Below are 15551 nucleotides of genomic sequence, written 5' to 3' on the forward strand. Positions count from 1 at the left end.
TCAAGGCGTCCGGTCGGCCTCCTGGCGCACGGGGACCCCGGCGGCGGCGAGCGCGGTCTTGACGTCGCCGACCCGCAGCCGGCCGAAGTGGAAGACGCTGGCGGCCAGGACGGCGTCGGCGCCGGCCTGCACCGCGGGCGGGAAGTGCTCGGCCGCGCCCGCTCCCCCGCTGGCGATCACCGGCACGCTCACCTCGCGGCGCACCGCCCGGATCAGCTCGACGTCGAACCCGGCGCGGGTGCCGTCGGCGTCCATCGAGTTGAGCAGCACCTCGCCGACGCCGAGCTCCGCGGCCTGGACCACCCACTCGACGGCGTCCCGGCCGGTGCCGCGCCGCCCGCCGTGCGTGGTGATCTCGAACCCGGAGTCGGTGACCGCGCCGTCCTGCACGCGGCGGGCGTCCAGCGACAGCACGAGCACCTGGTTGCCGAAGCGGTCGGCGATCTCGGCGATCAGCTCGGGCCGGGCCACGGCGGCGGTGTTGACGGCGACCTTGTCCGCGCCGTTGCGCAGCAGCCGGTCGACGTCGGCGACGCTGCGCACCCCGCCGCCGACGGTGAGCGGGATGAAGACGCTCTCCGCCGTCCGCCGGACGACGTCGTAGGTGGTCTCCCGGTCGCCGGAGCTGGCGGTGATGTCGAGGAAGGTCAGCTCGTCGGCGCCCTCGGCGTCGTAGACCCGGGCCATCTCCACCGGGTCGCCGGCGTCGACGAGGTCGACGAAGTTGACGCCCTTGACCACGCGGCCGGCGTCGACGTCGAGGCACGGGATGACGCGGACGGCGATGCTCATTCCGGGGTCCCCGCGGAAACGTGGAGCGAAGCGGAGCGTTTTCGTGGGGTGGTCATGCCGGGACCGCCCGCACGGCGTCGGCCTCGATCTCGACCAGCATCTCGGGGTCGATCAGCGCGGCGACCTGCACCATCGAGGTGGCCGGCCGGACGTCGCCGAACACCTCGCCGTGCGCCCGGCCGACTTCCTCCCAGCGGCTGATGTCGGTGACGAACATGCGGGTGCGGACGACGTCGGCCAGCGAGAACCCGGCCCGCTCGAGCGCGTCGCGCAGGTTGGCGATGGCCTGGCGGGTCTGCGCGCCCGCGTCGCCGGGGTGGACGACGACGCCGTCCACGGTCGCCGTCGTGCCGCTGACCCAGGCCGTGTCCCCGCGGACGACGACCCGGCTGTAGCCGACCACCGGCTCCCAGGGCGCCCCGGAGCCGAAGCGGAGCACGCTCATGCCGCGTCCTCGGTGACCTTCAGCGCCTCGGGCAGCGTGAACGCGCCGGCGTAGAGGGCCTTCCCCACGATGGCGCCCTCGACGCCGATCGCGGTCAGCCCCGCCAGCGCGCGGATGTCGTCGAGTGAGCTGACCCCGCCCGAGGCGATCACCGGGCGGGCGGTCGCCGCGCACACCTCGCGCAGCAGGTTCAGGTTCGGCCCGCGCAGCGTGCCGTCCTTGGTGATGTCGGTGACCACGTAGCGCGCGCAACCCTCGGCGTCGAGCCGGGCGAGGGTCTCGTAGAGCTCGCCGCCCTCGCGGGTCCAGCCCCGCGCGGCCAGCCGGGTGCCGCGGACGTCCAGGCCGACGGCGATCCGGTCGCCGTGCTCGGCGATCGCCCGCGCGCACCACTCCGGCGACTCGAGCGCGGCCGTGCCGAGGTTGACCCGGCGGCAGCCGGTGGCCAGGGCGGCGGCCAGCGACGCGTCGTCCCGGATGCCGCCGGAGAGCTCGACGTCGACGTCCAGCTCGCCGACCACGCGGGCCAGCAGCTCGCGGTTGGAGCCGCGGCCGAAGGCTGCGTCGAGGTCGACCAGGTGCACCCACTCCGCGCCGTCGCGCTGCCAGGCGAGGGCGGCCTCCAGCGGGTCGCCGTACGAGGTCTCGCTGCCGGCCTCGCCCTGGACCAGGCGCACGGCCTGGCCATCGGCGACGTCGACGGCGGGGAGGAGTTGCAGCTTCGGCACGGCGAACAGCCTAGGAGCCCGCCTCGGCGGACCGGTGCAGGGCGGCGAACTCCCCCGGCGTCATGGAGGTGACGCGGGCGAAGTCACGGGTGAAGTGCGGCTGATCGGCGTAGCCGAGCAGGGCGGCGACCTCGCCGAGGCTCGTCGACCGGTCGCGGAGCCGCTCGGCGGCCTCCTGCAGCCGGCGGCGCTGGATGAGCCACTTCGGCGTCAGCCCGAGCCGCCGGTACGCCAGCCGCTGCAGCGCCCGCTCCGACAGGTCGAACTCCGCGCAGACCTGGGCCACGCGGACGACGTCCCGGTTCGACTCCACGAAGGCCACCACCCGGTTGACCAGCTCCCCCTCCGGATCGACCGGCAGGAACGGCCGGAGCGTGTCGCCGTAGGCCGCCATGGCGGCCCGGTGCGCGTCGGGGGACCTGGGGTCGGCGGCCATCGCGGTCCGGACCCGGTCGACCAGCCGGCGTCCCCGGTGGCCGAGGACGTCGGTGATGTCGACGAACCGGTCGGTGTAGGCGGCCACCGCGGCGCCGGCGAGGAGGAACCCCGCGGCCGGCGCGCACATGACCCCGACGGCCCAGCCGTCGCCGGTCAGCGTGGTCGTGGACAAACCGGACACGACGCCGTAGAAGCGCGCGTACTCCGCGGAGACCACGAGCAGGCACACGGGGTACTGCAGGACCTTCTGCGGCGCCGCCGAGCCGGGCGGCACCGACCAGACCGGGATCCAGAACCGCTCGACGAGCCCCTCGAACCCGGGGGCGGCCTCGTACCGGAACATCACGTGCGACGAGTCGCCGGGATCCTTGAGATGGGCCCGTTCGATCCGGTCCACCGCGGCCGCGCCGGCCGGATCACTGTCGGTTTTCATCAAGACCGAGGGTGCCGCACTCCTTACGTTGCCGACCATGAACACCACCGCAACGGAGTACCGGGCGGCCCACGAGGCCCTGCTCGCCGTCCTCGACCGCGTCCCGCCGAGCGGCTGGACTTCCCCGTCGCCCTGCGCCGGCTGGACGGCCCGGGACGTGGTCGGGCACATGATCGACACCCAGCGCGAGCTGCTCACCGGCCACGGCATCGACATGGGAGAGGCACCCGGCGTCGACGGCGATCCGGCCGCCGCCTGGCGGGACCACGCCGAGCGGGTCGCCGGCCTGCTGGCCGACGACGCCGTCCCGGCCATCGCGTACGACGGCTACTTCGGGCCGACCACCCTCGGGCGGACCCTCGAGCAGTTCTACGTCTGGGACATGCTCGTGCACCGCTGGGACGTGGCGCGCGCCGCGGGGATCGACCCCGCGCTCTCCGAGCCCGAACTGGACCGCATCGAGCAGGGCGCGGACAGCTTCGGGGACGCGCTCTACATGGACGGCATCTGCACCCCGGGCGTCGAGGCGCCCCCCGGCGCCGGGCGCGCGGCGAGGCTGCTCGCCCGGCTCGGCCGGGCGGCCTGAGAAAGGACCCCCCTGCCCCCCACCGCTCGCACGCTCGCGGCGGGCCCCTGCAGGAGGGCCTCACATCTCGGTGACGCCGGCGTCCGGGGCGAGCTCGTGCGCGGTGACGAACCGCGACTCGTCCGAGGCGAGGAAGACGACGGTGTCGGAGACGTCCTCGGGCTGGGTGCCCTCGATCGGCAGCATGTTCATGAACATGGCGCCGAGCCGCTGGTCCTCGGCCATGGCCTTCCCCAGCACGGTCTGCATGTCGCCGGTGCCCATGGCGGTGGCCACACCGGTCGGGTGCACGCTGTTGACCCGGATGTCGTGCCTCGCCAGCTCCGCGGCGAACGCCTTCGCCATGCCGCGGACGGCGAACTTGCTGGTCGTGTAGTGGACCATGAACGGCTGCACCTTCAGCCCGGCCGCCGAGCTGATCAGGACGATCGACCCGCCGCCGGCCCGCACCAGGTGCGGCGCGCCGACCATCACGGTGTTCCAGACGCCGGTGACGTTGATGTCGATCGTGTCCTGGAACTGCTGCGGGGTGACGGCGTGCCAGGCGCTCGGCGTGCAGATCCCGGCGTTGGCCACGACCACGTCGAGCCGGCCGAGCTCGGCCACGGCGGCGTCGACCTCGGCGCGCATGCCCTCGAGGTCGCGGACGTCCCGGCGCACCGCGACCACCCGCCGGTCCTCGCCCTCGACCAGCCGCACCGTCTCGTCGAGGTCCTCGGGCTTCGGCTGGTCGTAGGGGATGCCGGGCAGCTCGCCCGGGGTGTCCAGGGCGATGACGTCGGCGCCCTCCCGGGCCAGCCGGACGGCGTGGCTGCGGCCCATGCCGCGCCCCGCGCCGGTGACGAAGGCGACCTTGCCCTCCAGGCGTCCTGCCACGGGTGTCCTCCTGAGTGCGCTGTCGGCGGTTGGGAGCCGCAACCTATCGGGCCGGTCCGGCAGAGTGGCGCCATGGAGTGCTGCGGTGGAATTCGCTGACGTCGTCCGGCGGCGGCACATGGTCCGCGACTACGACCCCGACCGGCCGGTGCCCGCGGAGCTGCGGGAGCGGCTGCTCGAGCACGCGATCCGGGCGCCGTCGGCCGGCTTCAGCCAGGGCTGGGCGTTCCTCGTGCTGGAGGCCGAGGAGGAGCGGACGCGGTTCTGGACGGCGACGACGACCGACGGGCCGCCCGACTCCTGGCTGACCCGCATGCGCCGGGCTCCGCTGCTGATCGTGCCGCTGTCGCACAAGGCCGCCTACCTCGCGCGCTACGCCGAGCCGGACAAGGGCTGGACCGACCGCGACGAGGCGCGCTGGCCGGTGCCGTACTGGGACATCGACACGGGCATGGCGGCGCTGCTGGTGCTGCTCACCGCCGTCGACGAGGGGCTGGCCGCCTGCTTCTTCGGGATCCAGCCCGAGCACCTGGCGTCCTTCCGCGAGGCCTTCGGCGTCCCGGCCGAGTACACCCCGATCGGCTGCGTGTCGGTCGGCTACGCGGGCACGGAGGACCGCCGCTCCCCCTCCCTGCGGCGCGGCCGGCGCGGGATCGACGAGGTGGTGCACCGCGGGCACTGGTGAGCCGGTCCTGTGCGTTGGCCGGGTACGTCGACCTGCGTAGGCGGGATACCGCTCCCGGGACGACGACGGCGCACAGGAACGCGGCGCACCATGGGCGCGCGGACTTTCGACAGGAGGCGGCCAGATGCCCGAGCCCCGGATGCGTGCCGGTGACGCCGACCGACAGCAGGTCGTGGAGAAACTCGGCCGGCACCTCGGCGAGGGCCGGCTGACCATGGACGAGTTCGACGAGCGGGTCGTCCGCGCGCACGCGGCGGTGTACCTGGACGAGCTGCCGGCGCTGACGGCCGACCTGCCCGAGCCCCCGGCGCCCGTTCCGGTGCGGCCGGTCCGGCGGCCGGGCCCGCCGCCGGCGGTGGCCGCCGTCCTGCTGGTGCTCGCCGCGGCGTGGACTGTGTCCCTGGTGGCCTACGGCGTCGCGCCGATCCTCCCGCTGATCCTGGCGTTCCTGTTCCTGCGCCACCAGCGCTGGAGCCGGCGCTGGTGAGTCCCGCGTGCTCCTGGGGCTGCGCCGCGCCGGGCGGCGCACCAACCTCGGGCTGCTGACGCTGCTGGTCGTCGCGGCGGGCACGGGGGTGCTCGCCTACGGCGTCGGGACGACGACGGCGGCGCGGATGGTGGTGGCCGTCCACGGGGCAGCCGGCCTGGGACTGCTGCTGCTCGTGCCGTGGAAGGCGGTCGTCGTCCGGCGGGCCTGGCGGCTGCCGCGGGAGCGCCGGGCGCCGGCCGCGGCGCTGTCGCTGGCGGGGCTGGTCGCCGTCACCGTCGGCACGGGCGTGCTGCACGCCGTCGGCGTGACCGGCGGCGGGCTGACGCTGCAGGTGCACGTCGCGGCGGCGGTGTGCGTGCTGGCGGTGCTGGTGCTGCACGCGTGGGGACGGCGGCAGCGCTTCCGGCGGGCGGACCTCGGCCGGCGGGCGCTGCTGCAGGCCGGCGGGCTCGGGGTGGGCGCCGCGGCGCTGTGGGGCGCGACCGAGGGCACGCTGCGGCTGACCGGTGCCCCGGGGGCCGACCGGCGCGCGACCGGCTCGGCCGAGCGCGGCAGCGGCGATCCCGCCGCGATGCCGGTGACGCAGTGGTTCACCGACACGGTGCCGTCCGACCGCCCCGGCGCGGTGGACGTCGTCAGCGGCGGCCGGCGGACGGCGGTGCCGGTGGCCGACCTCTCCCGCGGCGACCGGATGCGCGCCGTCCTGGACTGCACCGGCGGCTGGTACGCCGTCCAGGAGTGGGGCGGGGTGCGGCTGGACCGGCTGCTGGCCGAGGTGGCCGGCGACCTCCCGGACGGCGGCAGCGTCGACGTCGTCTCGGTCACGGGCTACCGCCGGCGGCTGCCGCTGTCCGACGCCGGCGCCCTGCTGCTGGCGACGTCGGCGGCCGGGCGGCCGCTGTCGGCGGGCCACGGCGCGCCGGTGCGGCTGGTCGCCCCCGGCCGGCGCGGCTTCTGGTGGGTGAAGTGGGTGGTGCGGGTCGAGGTGGTCGACGCCCCGTGGTGGCTGCAGTCGCCGTTCCCCCTGCAGTGATCAGCCGAGCGGGACGGTCGCCGAGACGAGCACCAGGTCGGAGCTGTGCGAGCCGGCCGCGTCGACGCCCGGCGGGCGGGGCGTGTACCCGGGCAGCCCGTCGAGACCGTTGCTGCCGTCCATCACCCGCAGGCCGAGGGCGCCGGCCGACTCCACGGTGACCACGACCTCGATGCCGTCGGCGGGCAGCGCGTGGAAGGACAGCCACAGCGACGCCTCGCCCAGCGCCTCCTCCGGCACGTCGCGGCCCTCGGCGCGGGCGCCCACCACGGTGCCGCCGCCGGTGTCCAGGTCCAGCACCACGAACCGGACGCCGTCCCGCTGCGGCCGGATCCGCAGGGTCACCTCGCGCCGCTCGCCGTCGCCCCGGTCGGCCAGGGTCTCGACCGCAGGGGCGGGCCGGGCCGCCACCTGGGCCTTGCCCGTCCAGTAGTCGTCCAGCTCGCGCAGGTACGGGTAGTTGGCGTCCAGCGGCCGGCGGACGTCCATGTAGTGCTCGGTGTAGGACCCCGGGTCGGACTCGGCCGACGCCCACCAGGCCTGCTCGGTGTCGGTGTCGAGCACGTAGACCAGCTGGCTGGGGACGGGGTTGCGCTCGTCGAACCGGTCCACGACCAGCCCGGCCGCGGTGCAGGCGGCGGCCACCAGGAGGGCGACGCCGGGGACGGCCACGGCACGCAGCCGGCGACCGTCGTCTGCGAACAGCAGCTCGGCGGCCGGCAGCAGGGCGAGCGCGCACAGCGTCGTCACCGCCGACGGAACGGCCGCCGACGACAGCCCGAGCGCCGGCAGGAACAGCGTCACGGTGGGCACGAGGACGACGACGGCGACCGCACCGGCGAGGAAGGCGGCCACCGGCCGGGCGGCCGGGGCGGTGACCAGCGCCGCCAGCGCGCCGGCGAGCGCGGGCAGCGCGGCCAGGTAGGAGCCGCCCGGCGCGACCGCGGCGAGCGCCCCGCCGACCAGCGCCAGCCAGACCAGCGCACCGGTGACCAGGGCGGGCGCGCCGATCCGCCGGCGCAGCGGCGCGTACCAGGTCAGCACCACCGCGAGCACGAGCGCGACCGTGGCGACCCGGTACCAGCCCGGCCGCCACGGATCCAGCATCGGGGCGTAGCCGGGGCGGATCAGGACCAGCACCGTCCACAGCGCCTGGGCGGCCAGCGGCGCCAGGGCGAGCGGGATCAGCGCGAGGGCCGTCCCGGCCGCCGTCCGGCCGAGCGAGCTGATCCCGCGGCGGGCGTTCACCAGGACCAGCAACCCGACCGCGGCGACCGCGGCGATGGCCAGCGGCCAGACCAGCGCGGCCGGGTAGCGCACCAGCTGCCCGAGCACCGGGAAGTAGGTCGCGTCGTCCTCCGCCGGCTCGGCCAGCGTGGTGAGGTCCCGGTCGGCGAGGTCGCGGGTGAGGGCGAGGGCCACGTCCCCCAGCCCCTGCAGGCTCGCCCGGTCCTGCCGGTCGGGGGTGTCCTGGGGCCCGTGGTAGGCGGCGGCGCCGTCGATGAAAGCGGTGTTCATCCCGGTGTAGCCGCCATCGGCGAGGAACGGGCTGAAGTCCGTGTCGTTGGGCAGCGCCCGGTACACCTCGACGGCGAAGCTGGTCGCCACCGGGTTCGGCACGGCGTCGGCGTAGACCGCGGCCAGGTCGGCGTTGCCCAGGGACGTCTCGAACATGATCGGCGGGCCGCCGGTGCCGCGGGCCTCGAAGTTGAGCACCACCCCGCCCCGGGCCAGCGGGTGCGAGGCGACGAACGCCTCGGCGCCGCAGAGGCACGCCTCCTCGGAGTCGGTGAGGACGACGACCACGTCGTTGCGCAACTGCGGGCCCTCTGCCAGGGCGCGGACGGTCTCCAGCAGCGCCGAGACACCGGCGCCGTCGTCGCTCGCGCCGGGGCCGGCCTCGGCGGAGTCGTGGTGCGCGGTGAGGAACAGCCGGCCGGTCGGCTCGCTGCCGGGGAGGACCGCGACGACGTTGCGGACGGTCGCCATCTGCGCGCCGTGGGTGTCCGAGTACCAGGAGCCGACGGCGTTCTGCACACGGGTGTCGAGCCCCAGGCCCGACAGCGTGTCGGTCAGGTACCGGACGACGTCGGCGTCCGCCGTGCTGCCGGCCACGTGGTTCTGCGCGCCGAGCCGCTGGACGTGGTCGAACGCGCGTTCCGCGCTGAACCGGTCGGCCGGGGCGTCGCGGGGCTCGGGCGCCGGCGGTTGCAGCGCGACGACGGTCCACGCGATCAACCCGAGCAGGACCGCGGCGACGACGAGGCCGCCGAGGCGGGAGGTGGACCGCAACACGCGCCTCCAGGTACGCCGGACGAGGACGGCGTCACCCTAGGTGGCGACGGAGGAGCGGACCGTCGTCAGGCCAGCGTGTCCAGCCAGTTCGTCAGCAGCTGGGCGCCGGCGTCGCCGCTCTTCTCGGGGTGGAACTGGGTCGCGGAGAGGGCGCCGTTCTCGACGCCGGCCACGAACCGGTCGCCGTGCTCGGCCCAGGTGACCAGGGGCCGGGCGATCGGCGACGGGGGGCCCTCGGTGCCGAGCGGGAACTCGCGGACGCCGTAGGAGTGCACGAAGTAGAAGCGCTGATCGGTGAGCCCGTCGAAGAGCACCGTGCCCTCGGGTGCCTGCACCGTGTTCCAGCCCATGTGCGGCAGGACGGGGGCCTTGAGCTGCTCGACCACGCCGGGCCACTCGCCGCAGCCCTCGGCGTCGTGGCCGTGCTCGACCCCGCGCTCGAAGAGGATCTGCATGCCGACGCAGATGCCCAGCACCGGGCGGCCGCCGGCCAGGCGCCGGTCGATCAGGCGCGGGCCGTCGACGGCGCGCAGCCCCGCCATGCACGCGGCGAAGGCGCCGACGCCGGGCACGACCAGACCGTCGGCATCGAGGGCGGCCTGCGGGTCGGCGGTCACCGTCACGTCGGCGCCGACACGGGCCAGCGCCCGCTCGGCGCTGCGCAGGTTGCCCGACCCGTAGTCGAGGACGACCACCTTCTTCACGCTGCCCACGGTACGTGCCAGCGGATCACCGGCCGCGTCGATTCCCGGCGGCGGAGGTGTCGGGCATCGCACGCTCGCGGAGCGCGAGGTCGGCGTAGACGCCGTAGTGGTCGCTGGGCTGCACGCCGTCGACCGGCTCGTGCACGCAGCGCCCGGCGTCGACGATGCGCAGCGTCGGGCCGTGGTCGCCGCAGCGGACGAGCACGTAGTCCACCCGCCGTCCCTGCGTCTCGCCGGGCTCGTCGATCGCGCGCAGCGGGTTGCGGGGGTCGAGCGTGTGCCCGGGCTCCTGCCCGTGCACGGCCTCCCACGCGTCGCGGTAGGCGGTGCTCACGCCGTCCAGAGACGTCCGGCCGGTGAGGAACCGCATGCTGCTCGTCTGCGGCTCGGCGTTGAAGTCGCCGCCGAGGACGACGTGCGCCGGTTCGGCCGCGACCAGTTCCTCGACGGCTCGCGCGACCGCCACCGCCTGCAGTTCCCGTTCCCGCTCGGCCCACCAGGGCCACGAGCTGCCGTGACTGCCCACGATCAGCCGGCCGACGGGGCTGTCGACCTCGGCGAGCACGGTCCCACAGCTGAAGTCGTGCGTGCGGTCGGTCAGGTGCAGGTCCACCTCGTGGACGGCGCGCACCGGCCACCGGCTGGCGACCGAGGACCCGTGGTGGGTGCCGTCGCCGACCAGGCCCTGCTGCTGGTGGACGAGGTGGTAGCCCTCCCCCAGCAGCTCGGCGGCCATGTCGTAGCCGTCGTCGACGATCGCCTCCTGGAGCGCGAGGACGTCGGCGTCCAGGGCGCGCAGGCTCTGGCGCAGCGCCTCCCGCCGCCGCGGCCAGTCGCCGTGCTGGGCGAACAGGTTCACCGTCGCCGCCCGGATGCCTGCCACGCTCACGCCGCCACGCTAGACCGCCGCCGAATCTGTGGACAGGCGGCTGACCTGCGACTTCAGGTCGCTCAGGCGGTCATGTAGCGGTATTATTCGTACATGTGTTCGAGCTCTTCCGGGGGCGGCGAGCTCCACGGGTTGACCGCGCCGGAGCTGCTCGACCGCACCCGGGCACTCGTCGCCGCGCGCAACCGGATCGACGCCGAGCTGGCCCGCACCGTGCGGCAGGCCGAGAACCAGCAGGCCTTCGCGCACGACGGGACGACGTCGCCGCAGTCGTGGCTGCGCGGGCATTGCCGGCTGTCTGCCGGCGCGGCCTCGCAGCTGGTGCGCAACGGCCGGGCGCTCGACCAGCTACCGGCGCTGGCCGCCGCGCACGCCTCGGGTGCGGTGACCGGTGATCAGGTGGCGGTGATCGGGCGGATCACCGCACCGCGCTACCTGCGGCTGCTGGCCGAGCAGGGCGGCGACCTCGCCGGCATCGACCAGGTGCTGACCGGGTTCGCCGCCACCCGGCGGCACGACGAACTCGCCCGGCTCGTCCATCAGGTGATCGCTCGGCTGGATCAGGACGGGCCGGAGCCCGATCCGACGGAGGAACGGTTCCTGTCCTTCGCCAAGCACGCCGACGGCAGCCTCACCGGCCGGTTCCACCTCGACGCGGTCGGCGGGGAGAAGGTGCAGGCCGCGCTGGAATCGCTCCGCCAGGCCCACCGGCCCGCCGGCGACCAGCGCTCGCACCCGCAGCAGCGGGCCGACGCCCTCGTCCAGCTCGCCGACCTCCACCTCGGCTGCGGCACGCTGCCGCTGCTGCGCACCGTCAAGCCGCACGTCGCGGTCCAGGTCGACCTGGAGGACCTGCTCGACCCCTCCACCGGCCCGCTCAGCGCCGACCTGGGGTTCGGCGCGGTCATCTCCGCGGCCCGGGCCCGCTGGGTGACCTGCGACGCCGACCTCACCCGCATCGTCCTCGGCCCCGAGGGACAGCCCCTCGACCTCGGCCGGACCATGCGCCTGGTGCCGCCGTGGCTGCGCAGGGCCGTCGAGGCCCGCGACGGTCACTGTGTGTTCGCTGGCTGTGACGCCCCGCACTACTGGTGCGAGGTTCATCACGTGATCCATTGGCTGTTCGGCGGCGAGACCGACCTGGAGAACGCCGGGCTGCTCTGCGAACGGCACCACACCCAGGTCCACCACGGCTTCCGCATCGAACGCGACACCGCCGGCCGCTGGCACACCTACCGCCCCGACGGCACCGAGATCCACGTCATCCGGCCGATCCCCACCGGCGACGGGGAGCTCGCTCGCGCCGGCTGAGCGGGCGCCCGCGCATCCGGCGCGATCAGCCGGAGCACGGCGGTTCTACCTTGAGCCGGTGGTGGAGCGCTGGTTCGAGGACTACGTCCCGGGCAGGACCGCCGAGTACGGCCCGATCCGGGTGGACGAGGCGCAGGTGATCGATTTCGGGCGGGAGTTCGATCCGCAGCCGTTCCACGTCGATCCCGAAGCGGCGGCCGCCGGGCCGTTCGGCGGTCTGATCGCGAGCGGCTGGCACACGTGCGCGCTGATGATGCGGCTGTTCGCGCAGGAGTACCTCTCGCCGGCGTCGTCGCTGGGATCGCCGGGCGTCGACGAGCTGCGCTGGGTCCTGCCCGTTCGCCCTGGCGACGAGCTGACGCTGCGCACCACGGTGGAGGAGGCTCGGCGCTCGGTCAGCAAGCTCGACCGGGGCATCGTGCGGACGCGCATCGAACTGGCCAACCAGGCCGACGAGGTGGTGCTGCGCATGGTAGCGACGAACCTCATCCGCACCCGGCCTGACTGAGTCAGATCAGGCGGAGGATGCCGGAGGCCGTCGCAAGCAGCGCGGCGATGAGCAGGACCACCGCGAGGACGACCTGCGGCGCCGAACGGCCGCGGGCCTCGGTGGCCCCGGGGCCGGCGGTCGCGCGGCCGGCGGGACGGCTGTCGTCGTCCTCCGCGCTCATCCGCCACATGCTCCAGGCGCCGCCGAGCAGGAAGCCGCCGGCGATCAGCAGGATCGGACCGAGGTCCACGGAACTACAGCGCGCCCTTGGTGGAGGGGACGTCGGTGACGCGGGGGTCCAGCGCCACGGCGGTGCGCAGGGCCCGGGCGAGCGCCTTGAACTGGCCCTCCACGATGTGGTGGGCGTCCCGGCCGGCGTAGAGCACTCGCACGTGCAGGCTGATCCGCGCGTTGAAGGCGAAGGACTCCAGGACGTGCTTCGTGAGCGAGGTCGGGTAGTCCGGCCCGATCATCGGCGTCATGTTCTCCGGCTCGGCGTGCACGAAGTACGGCCGGCCGGAGAGGTCCACCGCCGCCTGCACGAGCACCTCGTCCATGGGGATCGTGGCGTCGCCGTAGCGGGTGATGCCCTTCTTGTCGCCCAGCGCCTCGGCGAAGGCCTGGCCGAGGGCGATCGCGACGTCCTCCACCGTGTGGTGGGCGTCGATGTGCAGGTCGCCGTCGGCGCGGACGGTGATGTCGATGCCGCTGTGCTTGGCCAGCGAGGTCAGCATGTGGTCGTAGAAGCCGACCCCCGTGCTGATGTCGCCGGCGCCGGTGCCGTCGAGGTCGATCTCGACGACGAGCTTGGTCTCGCTCGTCGCCCGTTCGATCCGTGCAGTGCGGCTCATGGAGCTCAGTCTCCCAGAGGCGCGCGGAACCCCGGCGCCACCTCACCCAGGGCGGTGAGGAAGGCGTCGGTCTCCTCCGGCGTCCCGGCGGTGACCCGCAGCCACCCGGGCAGCCCCACGTCCCGCACCAGGACATCGCGGTCGAGCAGCGCCTGCCAGGCGGCGCGGGAGTCGGCGAAGCGGCCGAAGAGCACGAAGTTCGCGTCCGACGGCACGCTGGTCAGCCCCATGCCGGGCAGTGCGGCGACGATCCGGTCCCGCTCGGCCTTGACCGCCTCCACCGTCGCCAGCAGCGCGGGCGTGTGCGCCAGCGCCGTCCGGGCGGCCGCCTGGGTCAGCGACGACAGGTGGTACGGCAGCCGGACGAGCTGGATCGCGTCGACGACGGCGGGGTCGGCGGCGAGGTAGCCCAGCCGCAGCCCGGCCATCCCGAACGCCTTGCTCATGGTCCGGCTCACCACCAGCCGCGGCCGGCCCGACAGCAGGGTCAGCGCCGACGGCGTCCCCGCCCGTGCGAACTCCGCGTACGCCTCGTCGACGATCAGCACGCCCTCGGTGGCGTCGTAGAGCTCGGTGATCGTCTCCAGCGCCACCGCGGTGCCGGTGGGGTTGTTCGGGCTGGTCACGAAGACGACGTCCGGCCGCACCTCCCGCACCTGAGCGACGGCCTGCGCGGTGTCGATCGTGAAGTCGGCCCGGCGGTGCCCGTCGACCCAGCCGGTGCCGGTGCCCGCGGAGATGATCGGGTGCATCGAGTAGGACGGCGTGAAGCCCAGTGCCGTCCGCCCGCTGCCGCCGAAGGCCTGCAGCAGCTGCTGGAGCACCTCGTTGGAGCCGTTGGCCGCCCACACCTGCGCCGGCCCGACCGGCTCCCCCGACGTCCGGGTCAGATAGGCCGCGAGGTCCGCCCGCAGCCCGACGGCGTCCCGGTCGGGATAGCGGTTGAGGTCCCGCGAGGCCTCGGCCAGCGCCGCGCCCAGGTCGGCGAGCAGCGCCGGAGGCAGCGGGTACGGGTTCTCGTTGGTGTTGAGCCGGTGCTTCACGGCCAGCTGCGGGGCGCCGTAGGGCGTGCGGCCCCGCAGCTCCGGTCGCAGCGGGAGCGCGTCGAGGTCGGTCATGCCGGGGTCCCCGCGGAGACGTGGAGCGCCAGCGAAGCGTCTTCGTGGGGTTGGCTCATGTGCGCGTGCGGGCCCGGACGGCGGCGGCATGCGCGGGCAGGTCCTCCGCGCCGGCGAGGGCGTCGATGTGCGGCGCGACCTCGGCCAGCGCCCGCTCGTCGTACTCGACGACGTGCACGCCGCGCAGGAACGACTGCACCGACAGGCCGCTGGAGTGCCGCGCGCAGCCGCCGGTGGGCAGCACGTGGTTGGAGCCCGCCGCGTAGTCGCCGAGGGACACCGGCGACCACGCGCCCACGAAGATCGCGCCCGCGTTGCGCACCCGCAGCGCCACCTCGCGGGCATCGCGGGTCTGGATCTCCAGGTGCTCGGCGGCGTAGGCGTCGACGACCTTCAGGCCGGCGTCGAGGTCGTCGACGAGCACGATGCCGGACTGGCTGCCGTCGAGCGCGGTGGTGATCCGGTCCGAGTGCTTGGTGGCGGCCACCTGCCCGGGCACCAGCTCGAGGACGGCGTCGGCCAGCGCCTCGCTCGTCGTCACCAGCACCGCCCCGGCCAGCGGGTCGTGCTCCGCCTGGCTGATCAGGTCGGCGGCGACGTGCACCGGGTCGGCGGTGTCGTCGGCGAGGATCGCCACCTCGGTGGGCCCGGCCTCGGAGTCGATGCCGATCAGGCCGCGCAGCAGCCGCTTGGCCGCCGTCGTGTAGACGTTGCCCGGGCCGGTGACCAGGTCGACCGGCTCGCAGGAGCCCGCGCCGTAGCCGAACATCGCGATCGCCTGCGCGCCGCCGACGGCGTAGACCTCGGTGACGCCGAGCAGGGCGCAGGCGGCGAGGACGCCGGGATCGGGCAGCCCGCCGTGGTCGCGCTGCGGCGGCGAGGCGACGGCGATCGACTCCACGCCCGCGATCTGCGCCGGGACGACGTTCATCACCACGCTGGACAGCAGCGGCGCCAGCCCGCCGGGCACGTAGAGCCCGACCCGGCGCACCGGCAGCCAGCGCTCGGTGACGGTGCCGCCGGGGACCACCTGGGTGGTGACGTCGGTGCGCCGCTGGTCGGCGTGCACCTTCCGCACGCGGGAGATCGCCTCCTCCAGCGCGGCGCGCAGCGTGGGGTCGCACGCGGCGAGGGCACCGTCGAGCGCTGCCTGCGGGACGGCGAAGTCCTCCAGGTCGACGCCGTCCAGGCGCGCGGTGATCTCACGGACCGCCTGGGCGCCGCGCAGGCGCACGTCCTCGCAGAGCGGGCGCACGGTGGCGAGCACCGAGTCGATGTCGGTGGCCGCCCGGGGCAGCAGGCCGGTGAGCTCACGCATCCCCGGCAGCGCGTTTCCACGCAGGTCGATGCGGCCGAGCACGGGACACCTCCGGGATAGCGAACGCCG

The 15551-nt window shown here is 74.8% G+C and carries 18 protein-coding genes; 6 read left to right on the forward strand and 12 right to left on the reverse strand.

Annotated features, from left to right (window positions below; all coding sequences use genetic code 11):
- Genes hisF through ACWIYF_RS15970 form a run of 4 tightly spaced genes read right to left on the reverse strand, consistent with a single transcriptional unit; the run spans position 1 to position 2836 of the window.
- Positions 1-792, reverse strand: a complete 792-nt coding sequence (gene hisF, locus ACWIYF_RS15955; protein ID WP_448623803.1) for an imidazole glycerol phosphate synthase subunit HisF — start codon at positions 790-792, stop codon at positions 1-3.
- Positions 793-844: 52 nt separating this feature from the next.
- On the reverse strand, positions 845-1237 hold the full coding sequence (locus ACWIYF_RS15960; RefSeq protein ID WP_448623804.1) for a RidA family protein: 393 nt from the start codon (positions 1235-1237) through the stop codon (positions 845-847).
- Positions 1234-1965, reverse strand: a complete 732-nt coding sequence (priA, locus tag ACWIYF_RS15965; RefSeq protein WP_448623805.1) for a bifunctional 1-(5-phosphoribosyl)-5-((5-phosphoribosylamino)methylideneamino)imidazole-4-carboxamide isomerase/phosphoribosylanthranilate isomerase PriA — start codon at positions 1963-1965, stop codon at positions 1234-1236. The genes ACWIYF_RS15960 and priA overlap by 4 nt, the downstream gene beginning before the upstream one ends.
- Positions 1966-1975: 10 nt before the next feature.
- Entirely contained in the window at positions 1976-2836 is an 861-nt protein-coding gene (locus tag ACWIYF_RS15970) for a helix-turn-helix domain-containing protein (RefSeq protein WP_448623806.1), read from the reverse strand.
- 37 nt (positions 2837-2873) lie between these two features.
- On the opposite strand from ACWIYF_RS15970, the gene ACWIYF_RS15975 reads away from it, so the two are divergent.
- Positions 2874-3422 carry a TIGR03086 family metal-binding protein gene (locus ACWIYF_RS15975; RefSeq protein WP_448623807.1) on the forward strand — a complete coding sequence of 183 codons (549 nt, stop codon included), beginning with the start codon at positions 2874-2876 and terminating at the stop codon, positions 3420-3422.
- 60 nt (positions 3423-3482) lie between these two features.
- On the opposite strand, the gene ACWIYF_RS15980 is transcribed toward ACWIYF_RS15975, so the two are convergent.
- Positions 3483-4298 carry a mycofactocin-coupled SDR family oxidoreductase gene (locus ACWIYF_RS15980; RefSeq protein ID WP_448623808.1) on the reverse strand — a complete coding sequence of 272 codons (816 nt, stop codon included), beginning with the start codon at positions 4296-4298 and terminating at the stop codon, positions 3483-3485.
- A gap of 85 nt (positions 4299-4383) precedes the next feature.
- On the opposite strand from ACWIYF_RS15980, the gene ACWIYF_RS15985 reads away from it, so the two are divergent.
- The 3 genes from ACWIYF_RS15985 (at position 4384) to ACWIYF_RS15995 (ending at position 6506) form a co-directional block, all read left to right on the forward strand.
- Positions 4384-4983: a nitroreductase family protein gene (locus tag ACWIYF_RS15985; RefSeq protein ID WP_448623809.1), complete on the forward strand. Its 600-nt coding sequence runs from the start codon at positions 4384-4386 to the stop codon at positions 4981-4983.
- A 124-nt stretch (positions 4984-5107) separates the two neighbouring features.
- On the forward strand, positions 5108-5470 hold the full coding sequence (locus ACWIYF_RS15990; RefSeq protein ID WP_448623810.1) for a DUF1707 SHOCT-like domain-containing protein: 363 nt from the start codon (positions 5108-5110) through the stop codon (positions 5468-5470).
- 7 nt (positions 5471-5477) lie between these two features.
- On the forward strand, positions 5478-6506 hold the full coding sequence (locus tag ACWIYF_RS15995; RefSeq protein ID WP_448623811.1) for a molybdopterin-dependent oxidoreductase: 1029 nt from the start codon (positions 5478-5480) through the stop codon (positions 6504-6506).
- Here ACWIYF_RS15995 and ACWIYF_RS16000 read toward each other — a convergent pair whose 3' ends face one another.
- From ACWIYF_RS16000 to ACWIYF_RS16010, 3 genes are all read right to left on the reverse strand, one after another.
- The gene (locus ACWIYF_RS16000; protein ID WP_448623812.1) at positions 6507-8801 is read right to left on the reverse strand and encodes a M28 family peptidase; all 2295 of its coding nucleotides are present in this window, start codon (positions 8799-8801) and stop codon (positions 6507-6509) included.
- Positions 8802-8866: 65 nt separating this feature from the next.
- Positions 8867-9505 carry an imidazole glycerol phosphate synthase subunit HisH gene (gene hisH, locus ACWIYF_RS16005; RefSeq protein WP_448623813.1) on the reverse strand — a complete coding sequence of 213 codons (639 nt, stop codon included), beginning with the start codon at positions 9503-9505 and terminating at the stop codon, positions 8867-8869.
- Between the two features lie 25 nt (positions 9506-9530).
- On the reverse strand, positions 9531-10394 hold the full coding sequence (locus ACWIYF_RS16010; RefSeq protein WP_448623814.1) for an endonuclease/exonuclease/phosphatase family protein: 864 nt from the start codon (positions 10392-10394) through the stop codon (positions 9531-9533).
- A gap of 93 nt (positions 10395-10487) precedes the next feature.
- Here ACWIYF_RS16010 and ACWIYF_RS16015 point away from each other — a divergent pair, with 93 nt between their 5' ends.
- Both ACWIYF_RS16015 and ACWIYF_RS16020 read left to right on the forward strand, forming a co-directional pair.
- Positions 10488-11705 (forward strand): DUF222 domain-containing protein, encoded by a 1218-nt coding sequence (locus tag ACWIYF_RS16015; protein WP_448623815.1) that lies wholly within the window; start codon positions 10488-10490, stop codon positions 11703-11705.
- A 61-nt stretch (positions 11706-11766) separates the two neighbouring features.
- The gene (locus tag ACWIYF_RS16020) at positions 11767-12213 is read left to right on the forward strand and encodes a MaoC family dehydratase (RefSeq protein WP_448628762.1); all 447 of its coding nucleotides are present in this window, start codon (positions 11767-11769) and stop codon (positions 12211-12213) included.
- A 1-nt stretch (position 12214) separates the two neighbouring features.
- On the opposite strand, the gene ACWIYF_RS16025 is transcribed toward ACWIYF_RS16020, so the two are convergent.
- Genes ACWIYF_RS16025 through hisD form a run of 4 tightly spaced genes read right to left on the reverse strand, consistent with a single transcriptional unit; the run spans position 12215 to position 15524 of the window.
- Entirely contained in the window at positions 12215-12445 is a 231-nt protein-coding gene (locus ACWIYF_RS16025) for a hypothetical protein (RefSeq protein WP_448623816.1), read from the reverse strand.
- Between the two features lie 4 nt (positions 12446-12449).
- On the reverse strand, positions 12450-13046 hold the full coding sequence (gene hisB / locus ACWIYF_RS16030; protein ID WP_448623817.1) for an imidazoleglycerol-phosphate dehydratase HisB: 597 nt from the start codon (positions 13044-13046) through the stop codon (positions 12450-12452).
- 5 nt (positions 13047-13051) lie between these two features.
- A complete protein-coding gene (locus ACWIYF_RS16035; protein ID WP_448623818.1) occupies positions 13052-14164 on the reverse strand; it encodes a histidinol-phosphate transaminase in 1113 nt (370 codons plus the stop codon).
- Positions 14165-14219: 55 nt separating this feature from the next.
- Entirely contained in the window at positions 14220-15524 is a 1305-nt protein-coding gene (hisD, locus tag ACWIYF_RS16040; RefSeq protein WP_448623819.1) for a histidinol dehydrogenase, read from the reverse strand.
- Positions 15525-15551: the final 27 nt, after the last annotated feature.

Source organism: Geodermatophilus sp. URMC 64 (assembly GCF_053502555.1).